General features: G+C 63.9%; 18 protein-coding genes. 9 read left to right on the top strand and 9 right to left on the bottom strand.

Annotated elements, in window-relative coordinates; all coding sequences use genetic code 11:
- The first annotated feature begins 15 nt into the window (after positions 1 to 15).
- The 3 genes from hutU (at position 16) to OS035_RS12040 (ending at position 3,076) form a co-directional block, all read left to right on the top strand.
- Complete coding sequence (gene hutU / locus OS035_RS12050) at positions 16 to 1,689, top strand: urocanate hydratase (RefSeq protein ID WP_331813733.1); 1,674 nt, start codon at positions 16 to 18, stop codon at positions 1,687 to 1,689.
- Between the two features lie 5 nt (positions 1,690 to 1,694).
- Positions 1,695 to 2,270: a HutD/Ves family protein gene (locus OS035_RS12045; RefSeq protein WP_222148585.1), complete on the top strand. Its 576-nt coding sequence runs from the start codon at positions 1,695 to 1,697 to the stop codon at positions 2,268 to 2,270.
- 176 nt (positions 2,271 to 2,446) lie between these two features.
- On the top strand, positions 2,447 to 3,076 hold the full coding sequence (locus tag OS035_RS12040) for a J domain-containing protein (RefSeq protein ID WP_183777926.1): 630 nt from the start codon (positions 2,447 to 2,449) through the stop codon (positions 3,074 to 3,076).
- A 12-nt stretch (positions 3,077 to 3,088) separates the two neighbouring features.
- On the opposite strand, the gene OS035_RS12035 is transcribed toward OS035_RS12040, so the two are convergent.
- Both OS035_RS12035 and OS035_RS12030 read right to left on the bottom strand, forming a co-directional pair.
- Positions 3,089 to 3,790: a DUF899 family protein gene (locus tag OS035_RS12035; RefSeq protein WP_183777925.1), complete on the bottom strand. Its 702-nt coding sequence runs from the start codon at positions 3,788 to 3,790 to the stop codon at positions 3,089 to 3,091.
- Between the two features lie 470 nt (positions 3,791 to 4,260).
- Entirely contained in the window at positions 4,261 to 4,443 is a 183-nt protein-coding gene (locus OS035_RS12030) for a hypothetical protein (protein ID WP_310807835.1), read from the bottom strand.
- 70 nt (positions 4,444 to 4,513) lie between these two features.
- Between OS035_RS12030 and OS035_RS12025 the strand changes: the two genes are divergently transcribed.
- Positions 4,514 to 5,152, top strand: a complete 639-nt coding sequence (locus tag OS035_RS12025; protein ID WP_222148588.1) for an alpha/beta hydrolase family protein — start codon at positions 4,514 to 4,516, stop codon at positions 5,150 to 5,152.
- On the opposite strand, the gene OS035_RS12020 is transcribed toward OS035_RS12025, so the two are convergent.
- The 3 genes from OS035_RS12020 to pcaQ form a co-directional block, all read right to left on the bottom strand.
- The gene (locus OS035_RS12020; protein ID WP_331813732.1) at positions 5,149 to 5,820 is read right to left on the bottom strand and encodes an RES family NAD+ phosphorylase; all 672 of its coding nucleotides are present in this window, start codon (positions 5,818 to 5,820) and stop codon (positions 5,149 to 5,151) included. The genes OS035_RS12025 and OS035_RS12020 overlap by 4 nt on opposite strands.
- Complete coding sequence (locus OS035_RS12015; protein WP_331813731.1) at positions 5,817 to 6,341, bottom strand: MbcA/ParS/Xre antitoxin family protein; 525 nt, start codon at positions 6,339 to 6,341, stop codon at positions 5,817 to 5,819. The genes OS035_RS12020 and OS035_RS12015 overlap by 4 nt, the downstream gene beginning before the upstream one ends.
- 72 nt (positions 6,342 to 6,413) lie before the next feature.
- Entirely contained in the window at positions 6,414 to 7,331 is a 918-nt protein-coding gene (pcaQ, locus tag OS035_RS12010; protein ID WP_183777920.1) for a pca operon transcription factor PcaQ, read from the bottom strand.
- 403 nt (positions 7,332 to 7,734) lie between these two features.
- Between pcaQ and pcaD the strand changes: the two genes are divergently transcribed.
- From pcaD to OS035_RS11985, 5 genes are all read left to right on the top strand, one after another.
- The gene (gene pcaD / locus OS035_RS12005; protein WP_331813730.1) at positions 7,735 to 8,544 is read left to right on the top strand and encodes a 3-oxoadipate enol-lactonase; all 810 of its coding nucleotides are present in this window, start codon (positions 7,735 to 7,737) and stop codon (positions 8,542 to 8,544) included.
- Positions 8,541 to 8,942, top strand: coding sequence for a 4-carboxymuconolactone decarboxylase (gene pcaC, locus OS035_RS12000; protein ID WP_183777918.1), 402 nt, complete (start codon positions 8,541 to 8,543; stop codon positions 8,940 to 8,942). Before pcaD ends, pcaC begins: the two co-directional genes overlap by 4 nt.
- Before the next feature lie 9 nt (positions 8,943 to 8,951).
- A complete protein-coding gene (gene pcaH / locus OS035_RS11995; protein ID WP_003595120.1) occupies positions 8,952 to 9,701 on the top strand; it encodes a protocatechuate 3,4-dioxygenase subunit beta in 750 nt (249 codons plus the stop codon).
- Between the two features lie 2 nt (positions 9,702 to 9,703).
- Positions 9,704 to 10,315, top strand: coding sequence for a protocatechuate 3,4-dioxygenase subunit alpha (gene pcaG, locus OS035_RS11990; protein WP_097625610.1), 612 nt, complete (start codon positions 9,704 to 9,706; stop codon positions 10,313 to 10,315).
- Between the two features lie 195 nt (positions 10,316 to 10,510).
- A complete protein-coding gene (locus OS035_RS11985) occupies positions 10,511 to 11,557 on the top strand; it encodes a 3-carboxy-cis,cis-muconate cycloisomerase (RefSeq protein ID WP_331813729.1) in 1,047 nt (348 codons plus the stop codon).
- Positions 11,558 to 11,575: 18 nt separating this feature from the next.
- On the opposite strand, the gene OS035_RS11980 is transcribed toward OS035_RS11985, so the two are convergent.
- Genes OS035_RS11980 through OS035_RS11965 form a run of 4 tightly spaced genes read right to left on the bottom strand, consistent with a single transcriptional unit; the run spans position 11,576 to position 14,983 of the window.
- Positions 11,576 to 12,406 carry a shikimate dehydrogenase family protein gene (locus tag OS035_RS11980; protein ID WP_183777916.1) on the bottom strand — a complete coding sequence of 277 codons (831 nt, stop codon included), beginning with the start codon at positions 12,404 to 12,406 and terminating at the stop codon, positions 11,576 to 11,578.
- 4 nt (positions 12,407 to 12,410) lie between these two features.
- Entirely contained in the window at positions 12,411 to 13,478 is a 1,068-nt protein-coding gene (locus tag OS035_RS11975; protein WP_331813728.1) for a Gfo/Idh/MocA family protein, read from the bottom strand.
- A 42-nt stretch (positions 13,479 to 13,520) separates the two neighbouring features.
- A complete protein-coding gene (locus tag OS035_RS11970; RefSeq protein WP_281424295.1) occupies positions 13,521 to 14,285 on the bottom strand; it encodes an amino acid ABC transporter ATP-binding protein in 765 nt (254 codons plus the stop codon).
- Between the two features lie 56 nt (positions 14,286 to 14,341).
- Positions 14,342 to 14,983: an amino acid ABC transporter permease gene (locus OS035_RS11965; protein WP_097625615.1), complete on the bottom strand. Its 642-nt coding sequence runs from the start codon at positions 14,981 to 14,983 to the stop codon at positions 14,342 to 14,344.
- Positions 14,984 to 14,988: the final 5 nt, after the last annotated feature.

Here is a 14,988-nt window from a genome sequence, read left to right as displayed (position 1 = left end):
GACAGGGGAACCGCCATGAGCAATCCACGCCACAATATCCGCGAAATCCATGCGCCCCGCGGCAACGAGCTCAATGCCAAGAGCTGGATGACCGAAGCGCCGCTGCGCATGCTGATGAACAATCTCGATCCCGACGTGGCGGAAAATCCGAACGAGCTCGTCGTCTATGGCGGCATCGGCCGCGCTGCCCGCACCTGGGAGGACTTCGACCGCATCGTCGCGACGCTGAAGACGCTGACGGAAGAAGAAACGCTGCTCGTCCAATCCGGCAAGCCGGTCGGCGTCTTCCGCACCCACAAGGATGCGCCGCGCGTGCTGATCGCAAATTCCAACCTCGTGCCGCATTGGGCGACCTGGGATCATTTCAACGAGCTGGATAAGAAGGGCCTTGCCATGTACGGCCAGATGACGGCCGGCTCGTGGATCTATATCGGCACGCAGGGCATCGTGCAGGGCACCTACGAGACCTTCGTCGAGGCCGGCCGCCAGCATTATGGCGGTAACCTCAAGGGCAAGTGGATCCTGACTGGCGGCCTCGGCGGCATGGGCGGCGCCCAGCCGCTCGCCGCCGTCATGGCCGGCGCCTGCTGCCTCGCCGTCGAGTGCAATCCTGACTCGATCGATTTCCGCCTGCGCACCCGCTATCTCGACGCCAAGGCCGAGACGCTTGATGAGGCGCTCGAGATGATCGACCGCTGGACCAAATCAGGCGAAGCCAAGTCCGTCGGCCTGCTCGGCAATGCCGCCGAAATCCTGCCGGAAATGGTCCGCCGCGGCATCCGCCCCGACATGGTCACCGACCAGACCTCGGCGCATGACCCGATCAACGGCTACCTGCCGAAGGGCTGGACGATGGCCGAATGGAAGGCCAAGCGCGAGAGCGATCCGAAGGCCGTGGAAAAAGCGGCGCGCGCCTCGATGCGCGAGCATGTCGAGGCGATGATCGCCTTCTGGAACGCCGGTATTCCGACACTCGACTACGGCAACAACATCCGCCAGGTAGCCAAGGAAGAAGGCCTGGAAAACGCCTTCGCCTTCCCGGGCTTCGTGCCGGCCTATATAAGACCGCTGTTCTGCCGCGGCATCGGCCCCTTCCGCTGGGCCGCCTTGTCGGGCGACCCGGAGGATATCTACAAGACCGATGCCAAGGTGAGGGAACTGACCCCCGGCAATACCCACCTGCACAACTGGCTCGACATGGCCAGAGAGCGCATCGCCTTCCAGGGCCTGCCGGCGCGCATCTGCTGGGTCGGCCTCGGCGACCGCCACCGCCTGGCTCTGGCCTTCAATGAAATGGTCAGGAATGGCGAGCTTTCCGCCCCGATCGTCATCGGCCGCGACCACCTCGATTCCGGTTCCGTCGCCTCGCCGAACCGCGAAACCGAAGCCATGAAGGACGGCTCGGACGCCGTCTCCGACTGGCCGCTGCTGAACGCGCTGCTCAACACCGCCTCGGGCGCCACCTGGGTATCGCTGCATCATGGCGGCGGCGTCGGCATGGGCTTCTCCCAGCATTCGGGCGTCGTCATCTGCGCCGATGGCACCGACGATGCGGCCAAGCGCCTCGAGCGGGTGCTCTGGAACGATCCGGCGACCGGCGTCATGCGCCACGCCGATGCCGGCTACGACATCGCCCTCGACTGCGCGAGGGACAAGGGCCTGCGCCTGCCCGGCATTCTCGGGAACTGAGCCTCATGCGGATCCTGCGCGCCGGCGACCACAAGCGCATGCCGTGGAAAAACGGTGGCGGCGAAACGGTGGAGATCGCCGTTTCGCCCGAAGATGCCGGCCTTGCCGGCTTCGACTGGCGCGTCAGCATGGCGACTGTTGCAACGGACGGGCCGTTCTCGATCTTTCCCGGCATCGACCGCACGCTGGCGATCCTTAACGGCAACGGCATGACGCTCGACATCAAAGGCAGGGCGCCGGCGCTGCTGACGACGGCGAGCGATCCCCTCGCCTTCCCGGCGGATATCCCGGTCGCGGCCAGCCTCCAGGACGGCGCGATCACCGATCTCAATGTCATGACCCGCCGCGCGGGGCTTGTTCACACGCTGGTGCGGCTCGAAATCGATGGCGGCAGGACCCTGCCGCTGACGGCGTCGACATGCTTGTTGCTCTGCCACCGCGGCAGCCTGTCGTTCCGGCAGGGCGACGAGACCGGCAGGCTTGCGGTCGGCGACGCGCTGCTGATGACGGATGCGGCGGGAACCGAACTCAAAATCGATGGTGACGCGACATGTTATGTCGCTTCGATCGCCGCCGGCTGATCTTGGTCCAACAGCTTGAAAAAAATGGACAATCGAAAAACGGCCCGGGTATTCGCGTGAACCGTTGCTATTTCGGGCCATGGACGTCATTCCTGCTTTCGGTCTAAACTTCGCCTTTCTGATGCAGAAGAAGACCTAGACTGCCCGCGATACCCAGGGGCAGCAGGGGAGCAGGCGTGACGGATCCATACGATATTCTCGGCGTTGAACGCGATGCGAACGAAGCGCAGCTGAAGGCCGCCTATCGGCGTCTGGCCAAGGTCGCCCACCCCGATTCGGGCGGGGATACAGAGGCTTTCGACAAGTTGCAGAAAGCCTATGGGCTGCTTCTCGATCCCGTCCGCCGCAAGGTTTATGACGATACCGGCTATGACGTCGAACTCGCCGACGCCGCCGAGTTGCAGGCGCTCGTCATGATCGAAAAGCTCGTCACCGACGCCGTGCTCGACGAGCGCGTGCCCGGAAGTTTCGATCCCGTCGCCGTCATGCAGGAAAGCCTTTCCGAGGAACTGCGCAAGGCGCGGTTCAGCAAGAGCGAGCTGGAACGCCACGCCTCGCGCATCGGCCTGCATCTGGAACGGCTCGAAAAACAGTCCGGCCGCGATGTGCTCGCTCACATGTTCCGCGCCCGCATCGAAGCGATTGGCAAGGCGGTCGCGGAAACCGAGGCGAAGATCAAGGCAGCCGAACGCGCCGCCGACATGCTCGCCGGCTATGTCTACGAGGTCGATCCGTCACCGCTGCCGGAGGCTTCGGTCGCCAATCTCGAATGGATCGAAACGTCGAGAAACCGCTCCACTGGTTGACGGCCCACGACCTCAATAGGACAGCTTCGGATACCAATCCGGCGCCCGGCCTTCCGGCGTTGAATCGAGCACGGTCCAGAGCGGCATCAGATCGGGCGCGCCGCGCGGATCCTCGCCGGGGTCGGCCGTCACGACGCCCATCTCTCCGCTCCAGAAATGGCGGATGGTGCCGTCGCGCCGGGTGAAGACGTTGAAAGCGGCGTCATCGCTGCCGTCTTTGCCGATGGCGTGATAGTCGCGGCTGTATTCATCCGTCGTGTCGGAATAAAGCGGCAGGTGATGCCAGCCGCGTTCCTTCTTGAAGGCGAGCAGCCGTTCGAGCGGCGAGCGGGCGACGACGGCAAGCCCGACGCGCTGCAGCATATCAGGCACCTCGCCGTCCCAGGCCGACAGCAGCGAGGTGCACATCGGGCACGGGCGCTCCCGCTGCGGCCCGAACATATAGCTGTAGACGACCAGCGTTTCCTTGTCGGCGAAGAGTTCGCTGAAACCGATCGGCCCGTCGACGCCTTCGAAACGGTAGTCTTTCTTCACCTCGCCGCCCGGCGGCAGCGCCCGGCGCTGGACGGCCACACGTTCGATATGGCGGCGCAATTCGATCTCTTCGGCGAGCAGCGCGTCGCGGGCGCTGCGATATTCCTGGCTCTCATTGGGAAAGCGGACGCCGTTCTTTGCCGCAAGCACAGCGGCGGGGACGAGATGCTGATGATCCATGACATTTCCTCCTTCTGTTGCCGCACGATTGCAGCACATCTTTAGGATGACGATCGGCGAATGCGAAAATCGACAGCGCCGGCGAAAAAACGGCGGCAAGAAAAAATCCCACTTCGGAATCCCGAAGGACTGCCGCTTCGGGATTCCGAAATCCGCCGGGCTTTTCACGGAGGCACTGCGGAAAACAGGCAATGATTTCAATGCGCCAACCAATTTCGGGATTCCGAAGTGCTATATAGAGTATGGTGGGAGTTCGTCACGGTCGCCCGGATCGACACAAACGCTTCCGCGAACGCATGTCTGAAAAGCAAAAAGGGCGCTCGACCCTTGCGGGGAGCGCCCTTATCCTGTCGGACAGCAAAGGGTTCGACGACGTCGATACCCACGCATCCATTTTTCAGGCAGGGCTGGTATATGCGCCCTCTCCGCCGCGGTTTCAAGGGCCGATCGGCATCATAATTTTGCGATCCCTAAAAAGCGACGCCGGTTACGGGGTTGACGACCGGCCGTTCGCTTTTGTCGGCCGCCCCAGCCGGCTGCACCGTCGGTGGCGCCAGCGATTCTGCATCGGCAGGCTCCGGCTTGTCGGGAACAGTGCTGACATCGTTGGGGCGGCGCTGCTCAGGCTTTACGTTTTCGTCATTCGTCGACATTGTCTGTCTCCTTTCAGGCAAGAAGTCGCGGCCGTAGAGATGGTTCCGATGACGCTATGGAGGATTGCCGATGCTCGACAGATTTCTGCTCCAGGGGCCGCAGGATGCGCGCTTCACCATCCTATTGGCCCATGGCGCCGGCGCGCCGATGGATTCGGCGTCGATGACAGCAGCGGCGGAAGCGCTTGCCGGCGTCGGCTTCAGGGTAATCAGGTTTGAATTCGCCTATATGGCCGCCCGCCGTACCGGAGCCCGCAAGCCGCCGCCGCGGGCCGAAACGCTCAATCCCGAATATGAAGCGGCGATTGCCGAACTCGGCGTCAGCGGCCCGCTGATCATCGGCGGCAAGTCGATGGGCGGCCGGGTCGCCAGCATGATCGCCGACGATCTCCATGGCAGGGGCAAGATCGCCGGCCTGCTCTGCCTCGGCTATCCCTTCCATCCGCCCGGCCAGCCGACCAAACTGCGCACCGCTCACCTCAAGGGGCTGACAACATCCGCGCTGATCTGCCAGGGAACGCGCGACGAATTCGGCACGCGGGACGAGGTGCCGGGCTACGATCTCTCTGACCGGATCGAAATCCTCTGGCTCGAGGACGGCGACCACGACCTGAAGCCGCGCAAGAAAATCTCCGGCTTCTCCGCTGGCGATCACCTCGCCACGATGGCGAAGACGGCAAAGGCCTGGGCGGAGCGTGTTGTGATCTAGGCCGCGAGCTTCCTGACATCGATGCGCCGGTCGGCGGCGAAAACGGTGATTTCGAAGTGGTCGGCCTGCAGCACATCGCGAATGTTGCGCGGCCGATGCGCGGCGATGTTGACGCCACCCCTCAGCCGGACGCTGTCATAGAGGATGCCGGCGCCGCCACTCAATCGCACCTCTTCACCAAGCACTTGCGACGCCGCATAGCTCGCGCCGTCATAGACATGGGGCCGCAATGTCTGCTCGCCGCGAATATCGAGATAGTCGCCGATCAGCGTGGCCGCATAGCTTCGATAGGTGCGCGCCATCGTCGCCACGCTGCGGGCGACTGCCTCTCGCCTCAAATGATGGCCGACCTCGGCGGCGGCTGTCGTCAGAGCATCGGCGGCATACCAGGCGCCGAGATCGGGGCCGTTGAAGCGCATGCCGCCGGGAGCGACGTGCAGGAACGCCGCCATCACGATGCTGGCATTCGGCGTGCCGTAAACCCATTCATCCTCGGGAAGTCGCTGGATGCGATCGGCGACGAGGCGATCATTGGTCCAGCCGACGAGGTCCATTACGGCTTCGAGATCGGCCGCCCGCGTCACCGTATCGAAAAGTCCGATCGGCGGAAATTGCGATGGGATGAGCCGGTAGGAGGGACGCGGCGCTTGGGCAAAACGCGCGCTCACCGGAAGACGATGTCCGCGTCTTCGTAAGGTGTGAAGGCCTCGTCAAGCCTATTCGGCTGCATGTAGACACCGCCTCTTGCGCCATCGAGAAACCGGCGCACGGTCATCAACCCGTCCTGGGTTCCGTTGGTCACGATATCGAGTGGCGGATACCCGCCGAAAACCGGCGCCTGATGCGGCATGCGCAGCCAGGCAACGGCGGCGCGTTCGTCGGCAAACAGCACGCCGAGCGCCTGATGGATACCGAGCACGGCGGAGATCCGGGTCAGCGTATCGACATCGAGCGTGAAGGCCCCATGCTCACGCGCCTGCTTGGCCCAGCTGTGATAGGTCGACCGGGAGGGGTAGCCGAGCACGAGCAGACGCTGCTCTTCGCTCAAGCCCCAAAGATCGGCGATCGCCAGGAAGGTTCGCAAGGCCGGTGCACTCAGCCTTTTGCGGTTCGCCGCTGCAAACCGGCTGGTTTCCAGCCGCTGCGGCTCCAGGCTTTCCCGTTGCGCCCTGTGTCGTGCATGCTGCATAACAGCCTCCTGTCTTGAATTAGACATAGTCCAAATCTGGGCAATTCACAAGCAGATTTAAAGAGCCGAGGCTCAGGACAACTCGCCCGCCGCCTCGCGGACCGTCTGCATCAGGATCGATTGCGGCACCGACGGTACGGCATCGGCGCGCATCGTCAGCCCGACCGGCCCTCTAGTCTCGCTGGTATCGACCGGCAGCAGCGCCAGCCGCCCGTCGGCGACGTCATCGGCGACCACGCCGTTGGAAATGATCCAGATCGCGTCGCTCGAGCGCAGGAAGGCTCGGCCGAAGGAATCCGACACCGTCTCGATCTGGTTCGGCAGGCTGGAGACGCCGTTGGCGATGAGGAAATTTTCGACCACCGGCCGGATGATCGACCCCCGCGTCGGCATTAGCACCGTGTAATCGCCGAAACCGGCAAAGGGCGATTGGCCGCCGTCGAGCAGCGGATGGCCGGCGCGCACGGCAAACACCACCTGCTCGGAATAAAGATGCTCGAAGGAAAAGCCCGCCATCTTCTCGGCCCCCGCCAGACGGCCGACGACGATGTCGAGATCGCCGACACGAAGCTGCTCCAGCAGCACGGCGTTCTCGCCGGTGACGATCTTCACCCGGCTCCAGGTCCGCTCTTTGAGGAAGAGTTCCATCGCCCGCGGCATGATGCGCGACGACACTGTCGGCAGGGCGCCGATCCGGATCGGCGGCGCGTCGGCGAATTGCTCCTGCGAGACGGAATCGAGACCCTGGCGCAAAGCCGTCAGCGCCGCCCCGGCGTGCCGCAGAAAGACCTCGCCGTAGCGGGTAATCTTGATGCCGCGGCCGTCACGTTCGAAGACGTCGACACCCAGCGCCTGCTCCAGCTCACGGATCGTCTTCGTCACCGCCGGCTGGCTGACATGCAGCAATTCGGCCGCCTTCATGACGCTCTTCTGCCGCGCCACCTCGACAAAGGTCTGCAGGTGGCGAAACTTGACGCGGCTGTCGATCATCGTTCACATAACTCCAGGGTTATCGAAAGGCCTATAAATATCATTTTACTTAACCTGATCAACCGGTCAGTTTTGCGATTAGGAGTATGTGCGGTTGGATGGGCTTCAAAGGCGAGCTTGGCAAGAAGCGACCCCCGCATTCCGTCATCCTCGGGCTTGACCCGAGGATCCATGCCGCGGCTGCCGGTGGGTGTCGCGTGGATGCTCGGGTCAAACCCGAGGATGACGGAGGGCGCCAATGCCCCTCACCCTAACCCTCTCCCCGCAAGCGGGGCGAGGGGACGTGCCAAACGTGGCGTTGAGGTTGACGGAGACGGTGCGGCATATCTCCTTCTCCCCGCGCCGGGGAGAAGGTGGCGGCAGCCGGATGAGGGGCCGCCCCGGCTGAATTGAGGAGATTGACGTGCAGTTCGCCCGCATAAACGACGTAACGATCCACTATCAGGTCATCGGCGCGCCCGCCGACCGGCCGGTGATCGTTTTTGTCAATTCGCTCGGCACGGATTTCCGCATCTGGCGCGATGTCGTCGTGCGGCTTGCCGGGGATTACGCCATCCTGCTTTACGACAAGCGCGGCCACGGGCTTTCCGATGTCGGCCAGCTCCCCTCGTCGATCGAGGATCATGCGACCGATCTCGCCGGCCTGCTCGATCTGCTTTCGGTCAAGGACGCCGTCATCTTGGGCCTCTCCGTCGGCGGCCTCATCGCCCAGTCGCTCTATCAGCGCCGGCCGGATCTCGTCGGCGCCCTCATCCTCAGCGACACCGCCCACAAGATCGGCACGGCGGAAAGCTGGAATGCCCGCATCGCCGCGGTCGAGAAAAACGGCATCGGCAGCATCGTCGACGCCATCATGGAGCGCTGGTTCACGCCTGCCTTCCGCCGGCCCGAAAACACCGCCTATTCAGGCTATTGCAACATGCTGACGCGCCAGCCGGTCGAAGGTTATATCGCCGCCTGCGAAGCGATCCGCGATGCCGATTTCACCGAAGCGGCAAAGAGGATCGCAGTGCCGACGATCTGCATCGTCGGCGATCAGGACGGCTCGACGCCGCCCGATCTCGTGCTTTCCACAGCAAAGCTGATCCCCGGTGCCCGCTACGAGGTCATCCCAGACTGCGCCCACATTCCCTGCGTCGAGCAGCCGGAAGCGCTGACGGCGATCATCCGCGCCTTCCTGACAACTCTTGCGCCTGGAGAAACCAACCGATGAACGAGACCGCCTCCTCCGAGCGCTACCGGCAGGGCATGGCGACCCGCCGCGCCGTGCTCGGCGACGCCCATGTCGACCGCGCGGCCGCTGCGGCGACCGAATTCGACCGCCCCTTCCAGGAGCTGATCACCGAAGCCGCCTGGGGCCATGTCTGGTCGCGGCCGGCGCTGAGCAAGCGCGAGCGCTCGATCGTGACCATCGCCCTGCTCGCTGCTCTCGGCCAGGACGACGAGGTCGCCATGCATGTGCGCGCCACCGCCAACACAGGTGCGAGCCGCGAGGATGTCTGCGAGGCACTCTTGCATGTGGCGATCTATGCCGGCGTTCCCGCCGCCAATCATGCAATCAAGATCGCCAAACAGACCTTTGCACAAATGGACGCCGAAAAGGCGGCCTGAGGGGGAGAAATGTCCGAACTACCGAACCGCAAGCCGGAGACCGGCGCCTTCTTCGCCCGCGACCGTGCTTGGCACGCGCCGGCGCTGACCCCCGGCTACAAAACCTCCGTGCTGCGCGCGCCCCAGCGCGCGCTGCTCTCGCTCGACGGCACGATCTCCGAAACGACGGGCCCGGTCTTCGGCCATTCGATGATTGGTGAGCTCGACAACGACCTGATCCTGAATTATGCGCGGCCCGGCGAAAGCGCCATCGGCGAGCGCATCATCGTCCATGGACGGGTGCTCGACGAGCGCGCCAAGCCGGTTGCGGGCGCCTTGGTCGAATTCTGGCAGGCCAATGCCGGCGGGCGCTACCGCCACAAGAAGGAAAGCTATCTGGCGGCGATCGATCCGAATTTCGGCGGCTGCGGCCGTGCCGTCACCGATGAGGAAGGCCGCTACCATTTCCGCACGGTGCGGCCCGGCGCCTATCCCTGGCCGAATGGGATCAACGACTGGCGCCCGGCGCATATTCACTTCTCGGTTTTCGGCCACGGCTTTGCCCAGCGCCTGATCACCCAGATGTATTTCGAGGGCGATCCGATGATCTGGAAATGTCCGATCGTCGGCACCATCCCCGACAAGGCGGCGATCGAACAGCTGATCGCGCCGCTCGACTGGGGCAACACCATCCCGATGGATTCACGCGCCTATAAATTCGATATCGTGCTGCGCGGCCGCCGCTCGACGATGTTCGAAAACAGGCTGGAGGGCAATTGACCATGCAGCAGCTCGGTTATCTCAAGGAAACCCCGTCGCAGACGGCAGGGCCTTATGTCCATATCGGCCTGACGCCGAATTTCTGCGACATAACGGGTGTCTACGACAGCGATCTCGGCACGGCGATGGTCAACGACAAGACGCTCGGCGAACGCATCACCGTCACCGGCCGCATTCTCGACGGCGCCGGCGCCTTGGTGCGCGATGCCGTCGTCGAGATCTGGCAGGCCGACAGCGCCGGCCTCTATAATAGCCCCTCGGAAATGCGCGGCGCCGCCGATCCCAATTTTACCGGCTGGGGCCGCTGCCCAACCCGCGCTGAAGACGGCGTCTACAGCTTCGAAACCATCAAGCCCGGCCGCGTCCCCTTCAAGGACGGCCGCAGACAAGCCCCGCACATCACCTTTTGGATCGTCGCCCGCGGCATCAATATCGGCCTGCATACGCGCATGTACTTCCCGGAGGAGACGGAAGCCAACGCCGCCGACCCGCTGCTTCAGCGCATCGAACATCGCGAGCGGGTCGCCACCGTGATCGCCACCCGCGACGGCGCCACCTGCCATTTCGACATCTATCTGCAGGGTGCCAACGAGACGGTGTTTTTGGATATTTGAGGGGCTGGCCAGCGGCTTGTACGGAGAGCCCGGCGCCCGTAGCCCCCTCACCCTTCCCTCTCCCCGAGGGGAGAGGGGATGTGCCATACGAGATGACAGCCCATAGGCGCCGGCGCTGCCTTCAAATCCCTTCTCCCCTCGGGGAGAAGGTGGCGGCAGCCGGATGAGGGGGCCACGACCACGAACGAGCAACCCATGACCGCATCGCCCTTCGACCACCCCTTCCTCTCCGGCCTGCTCGGCGACGATGAAATCGCGCCCTATTTCTCCGCCGAGGCCGACATCCGTGCCATGCTCTTCATCGAGGCTGCGTTGGCGAGGGCCGAAGCCGCGCATGGCCTGATCCCCGCCGAAGCCGCAAGGCGGATCGCCGAAATCTGCGCCGCCTTCTCCGCCGATCTGCATCGTCTGCGTGCGGCAACGGCAAGGGACGGCGTCCTCGTTCCAGAGCTTATCAAGCAGCTGCGCGCCAAAGTCGGCGAGGAAGCGGCCAAAAGCCTGCATCTCGGCGCCACCAGCCAGGATGTGATCGACACCAGCCTGATGATCCGCTTGAAGGCGGTGGTTTTCCTGTTTGCCGGCCGGCTTTCCGCCATCGTCGCCGGGCTCGATGGGCTCGATCGCCGGTTCGGCCGCAACCGGCTGATGGGTCATACCCGCATGCAGTCAGCCATCCCGATTTCCGTCAGCGACCGCCTCACTGCGTGGCGCGCGCCATTGGAGATCTATCGCGACCGGCTGACCGAGCAGAGCTTCCCCGTCCAGTTCGGCGGCGCCGCCGGCACCCTCGACAAGCTCGGACCGCAAGGCCCGGCCATCCGCGCCGCGCTCGCCCAGGAACTTGGCCTGACCGATTGCAGGCAATGGCAGAGCGGGCGTCTGCCGATCGCCGATATCGCCGGCCTGTTTGTCTCGATCTCCGGCAGCCTCGGCAAGATCGGCCAGGATATCGCTCTGCTTGCCCAGGCCGGCGGCGAAATCGAAATCGCAGGCGGCGGCACCTCGTCGGCGATGGCGCACAAGCAGAACCCGGTCGCCGCCGAAACCCTGGTCGCGCTCGCCCGCTTCAACGCCACGGCGCTGTCGGGCATCCACCAGTCCCTCGTCCATGAACAGGAACGCTCGGGTGCCGCCTGGACGCTCGAATGGCTGCTGCTGCCGCAAATGACGATGGCGACCGCCGCTTCGCTGCGGCTGGCGGGGGAACTGACAGGCAATATCAAGCGGCTCGGAACTGCCTAAAGCCGCGCGAAACGGGCATCAACCGAGCTTGGCGATGGCCCGCAGATTGTCGGCCGTCGTTGTCGGGAATTCGAAGAATTCAAGATAGGCGGGGATTTGTTCGAACAGCATATCCGTGCCGACCTGAAAGGTGCAGCCGCGCGCCCGGGCCGCCTCGAGGAAAGGGGTGATCTCCTTGCTCAACACCACCTCGCCGACGAAGGTCGATGGGGAGATGCGGTCGACATCGATCGGCAGTGGGTCACCCCGCCGCATTCCAAGCGGTGTCGCGTTGACGACGATGTCGAAGCCCGTCGGGTCGAGAGAGCCGATCGTGACGTGGAGGTGGGGGTAATATGTCTTCAACCGGTCGAGCAGCGCCGCCGCGGTCGCCTCGTTGGCGTCGACGATCGCCAGATGGGCGACGCCCGCCTTCGCTAGGGATGCCGCGATCGCCGAGCCGACGCCGCCGGCGCCGACGACCAGCGCATTTGCCCCTTCGACTTTTTTGCCCTTGCGCAGAACTCCCCGCACAAAGCCCTCGCCATCGAACATGTCGCCGATCAGCCTGCCGTTCGGATCGAGACGCACCGCATTGCACGAGCCCGCGACTTTGGCGTTGGTCGAGGCTTCGTCGAGCAGTGCCATCGTCGCAATCTTGTGCGGCATGGTGATGAGCGCGCCGTGAATATTGGAGAGCCGGAAGACAAGCTTCAGGAACGCCGGATAGTCTTCCGGCCTGCAGCCCATCGGCACGACGACCGCATCGATGCCGTTCTTCTCGAAATAGGGATTGTAGATCAGAGGCGCCTTGAAGGACTCGGTGGGGTAGCCGAGGTGGGCGATGAGTTTGGTCGTCCCGGTGATCATGTGGCTAGACTTTCTGGGGATCGGCAGAGGCGCCGGCGTCAGAGAGGTGGATCATCTGCCCCGAGCGCGCCGATCTCTTGATCGCTTCGACGACCCTGAGGGTGGCAAGGCCCTCCCGCCCGCTCACGAGAGGTGCTGCTTCGCCGCGAATGACATCGCAAAAATGGCTGAGCTGACGGCAAAGCGGATCGGCGGCTTCGTAAGCCACGCGCTCTTCGGCAAGCGGCTCCAGCCAATCCGGTTTCGCCGTCGCTGTCCAAAGCGTCAGATCGGGAATGCCGAGCGAACCCTTCGTGCCGCCGATCTGGTAGCAATGTCCGGCATAGCGGGGAAATGCAGGATTCTCGCCCGTCGTCGCCTCCCAGCTCCAGGGTGCGGCCACCGCATCGCTGCCGGTCAGCGTGGCGAGAACGCCGTTTGCGAACCGCAATGCGACGACTGATGTATCCTCGACGGCGTGGTGGCGCACGGCGTGCGATTCCATCGCATGCACGGCCTCGACCTCACCGAACAGAAATCGGAACAGGTCGACATCATGGATCAGGTTGACGAAGATCGGGCCGGCGCCGGCTTCCCGCCGCCAGGGGATGTCGAAATAGTCGTCCGGCTTGGCGACCCAGAAGGTGCCGTGCACCGTGACGATCCGCCCAAGCCTGCCGCTGTCGACGATCTGTTTGGCCACCTGGATCATCGGGTTGTGGCGACGATGATGACCGACGAGGAGCGGTATCCCTGCGCTTTCGCCGGCGATCACGAGCGCTGCGGCAGCGTCGACGTCGTCGGCGATCGGTTTTTCGATGAGGACGGGAATGCCGGCGGCGATAATCTCCATCGCATTCTCGACGTGAAGCTGGTTCGGCGTTGCCACGATGACGCCGTCGGGCCTGTCCTCGGGGCCGATGTCCTGGAACGACGGGTACCATTGGATGCCGGCATTGCCGGCGAAATCGCGACCGACTGGGGACGGATCGATCAAGGCGGAGAGAAGCGTTCCGGGCTCGGAGATCACGCGCTCGGCATGGCGTCTGCCGATCAGGCCGGCTCCCATGACTGCAATCTTCAATGGCTTCATCATCGGCTCCAGAATTTGACGAGGTGTCGGCCTTGAAACGGCTTATTTCCGCAGGATTTCTCCGAGAAACTTTCTGGTTCGCTCGTGCCGTGGGTTTGTGAAGAATTCGGTGGGCGGGGCTTCCTCGACGATCGCGCCGCTCGCCATAAAGATCACCCGATCGGCGACCTGGCGGGCAAAGCCCATCTCGTGGGTGACGCAGATCATCGTCATGCCCTCGTCGGCCAGCGCGATCATCGTATCCAGCACCTCCTTGACCATCTCCGGGTCGAGCGCCGAGGTCGGCTCATCGAACAGCATCACTTTCGGCCGCATGCAGAGCGCGCGCGCGATGGCGACGCGCTGCTGCTGGCCTCCCGAGAGCTGGACCGGATATTTGTCGGCCTGTTCCAGGATCTTGACCCGCTCAAGCAGCCCGCGCGCCCGGTCCTCGGCCTCCGCCCTGCCGACGCCGATCGCCTTCATCGGCGCCAGCATGCAGTTCTGCAGCACGGTCAGATGCGGAAACAGATTGAACTGCTGGAAGACCATGCCGACCTCCCGGCGGATGGCGTCGATGGTCTTGGCCTGGTCGCTGAGAACGATGCCGCCAACCCGGATCTCGCCCTTCTGGTAGGTCTCGAGATGGTTGATACAGCGGATGAGCGTCGATTTTCCGCTGCCGGAAGGCCCGCACAGGACGATCCTCTCGCCGCTGCGCACCGTCATGTTGATGTCGTGAAGGGCTTGAAACGAGCCGTACCACTTTTCCACCTGCGCCATGGTGATCATGGTTTCCGCGGCCTGGGCGGGAATGGGGCTGGTCATCGGTAGAACTCCACAATTGGCGGGCAAGGCCGCATCGAAGAACAAGGGGATGAGGATCAGCGCGCGGAAGCGGCAAACTTTCGCTCGAGGCGCGCGCCAAGGATCGTCAGCGGGCAGCACATCAGGAAGTACAGGATGCCGACGACGCCGAAGACCGTCAGCGGTTGGAAAATCTGGTTGGAGATGATGTTGCCGGCCCGCGTCAGCTCGGTGAAGCCGACGATCGAGGCAAGCGAAGTGCCTTTGATCAGCTGCACCAGGAAGCCTATCGTCGCAGGCAGCGAGATGCGCAGCGCCTGCGGCAGGATGACATCCCTCATGCGGGAGACGTATCTGAGGCTGAGCGCCTTTGCCGCTTCCGTCTGGCCGCGCGGAACCGCTTCGATCGATCCGCGCCAGATCTCGCCGAGATAGGCGCTGGCATGCAGCGTCAGGCCGATCGCGACGGCCACCCAGGCATCGAGCATCAGCCCGAGCAGGGCCAGGCCGTAATAGACCACGAAAAGCTGCATCAGAAGCGGTGTTCCCTGGAAGACGGCGATATAGCCGGCGGTCAGGCGTTCCAAGAGCGGGTTGCCCGAGACGCGGGCGAGAGCGACGCCGAGCCCGGCAATGCAGCCGCAGACAAAGCCGACGGCGGACAGAAGCACGGTCCATTTCAGACCGATCAGGAGGAAGACGAACTCGTCGTGACCCATGGAAT

The organism is Rhizobium sp. 268 (genome assembly GCF_036571585.1).
Lineage (GTDB): Bacteria > Pseudomonadota > Alphaproteobacteria > Rhizobiales > Rhizobiaceae > Rhizobium > Rhizobium redzepovicii.
Note: the sequence above shows the minus strand (reverse complement) of the source record. Positions and strands in the feature narration are given on the sequence as shown.

Bases quoted from the DNA above. Each gene is read 5' to 3' on its own strand.
- hutU (WP_331813733.1), top strand. From the start codon at position 16: ATGAGCAATCCACGCCACAATATCCGCGAAATCCATGCGCCCCGCGGC.
- OS035_RS12045 (WP_222148585.1), top strand. From the start codon at position 1,695: ATGCGGATCCTGCGCGCCGGCGACCACAAGCGCATGCCGTGGAAAAAC.
- OS035_RS12035 (WP_183777925.1), bottom strand. From the start codon at position 3,790: ATGGATCATCAGCATCTCGTCCCCGCCGCTGTGCTTGCGGCAAAGAAC.
- OS035_RS12030 (WP_310807835.1), bottom strand. From the start codon at position 4,443: ATGTCGACGAATGACGAAAACGTAAAGCCTGAGCAGCGCCGCCCCAAC.
- OS035_RS12025 (WP_222148588.1), top strand. From the start codon at position 4,514: ATGCTCGACAGATTTCTGCTCCAGGGGCCGCAGGATGCGCGCTTCACC.
- OS035_RS12015 (WP_331813731.1), bottom strand. From the start codon at position 6,341: ATGCAGCATGCACGACACAGGGCGCAACGGGAAAGCCTGGAGCCGCAG.
- pcaQ (WP_183777920.1), bottom strand. From the start codon at position 7,331: ATGATCGACAGCCGCGTCAAGTTTCGCCACCTGCAGACCTTTGTCGAG.
- pcaC (WP_183777918.1), top strand. From the start codon at position 8,541: ATGAACGAGACCGCCTCCTCCGAGCGCTACCGGCAGGGCATGGCGACC.
- pcaH (WP_003595120.1), top strand. From the start codon at position 8,952: ATGTCCGAACTACCGAACCGCAAGCCGGAGACCGGCGCCTTCTTCGCC.
- pcaG (WP_097625610.1), top strand. From the start codon at position 9,704: ATGCAGCAGCTCGGTTATCTCAAGGAAACCCCGTCGCAGACGGCAGGG.
- OS035_RS11985 (WP_331813729.1), top strand. From the start codon at position 10,511: ATGACCGCATCGCCCTTCGACCACCCCTTCCTCTCCGGCCTGCTCGGC.
- OS035_RS11980 (WP_183777916.1), bottom strand. From the start codon at position 12,406: ATGATCACCGGGACGACCAAACTCATCGCCCACCTCGGCTACCCCACC.
- OS035_RS11975 (WP_331813728.1), bottom strand. From the start codon at position 13,478: ATGAAGCCATTGAAGATTGCAGTCATGGGAGCCGGCCTGATCGGCAGA.
- OS035_RS11970 (WP_281424295.1), bottom strand. From the start codon at position 14,285: ATGACCAGCCCCATTCCCGCCCAGGCCGCGGAAACCATGATCACCATG.
- OS035_RS11965 (WP_097625615.1), bottom strand. From the start codon at position 14,983: ATGGGTCACGACGAGTTCGTCTTCCTCCTGATCGGTCTGAAATGGACC.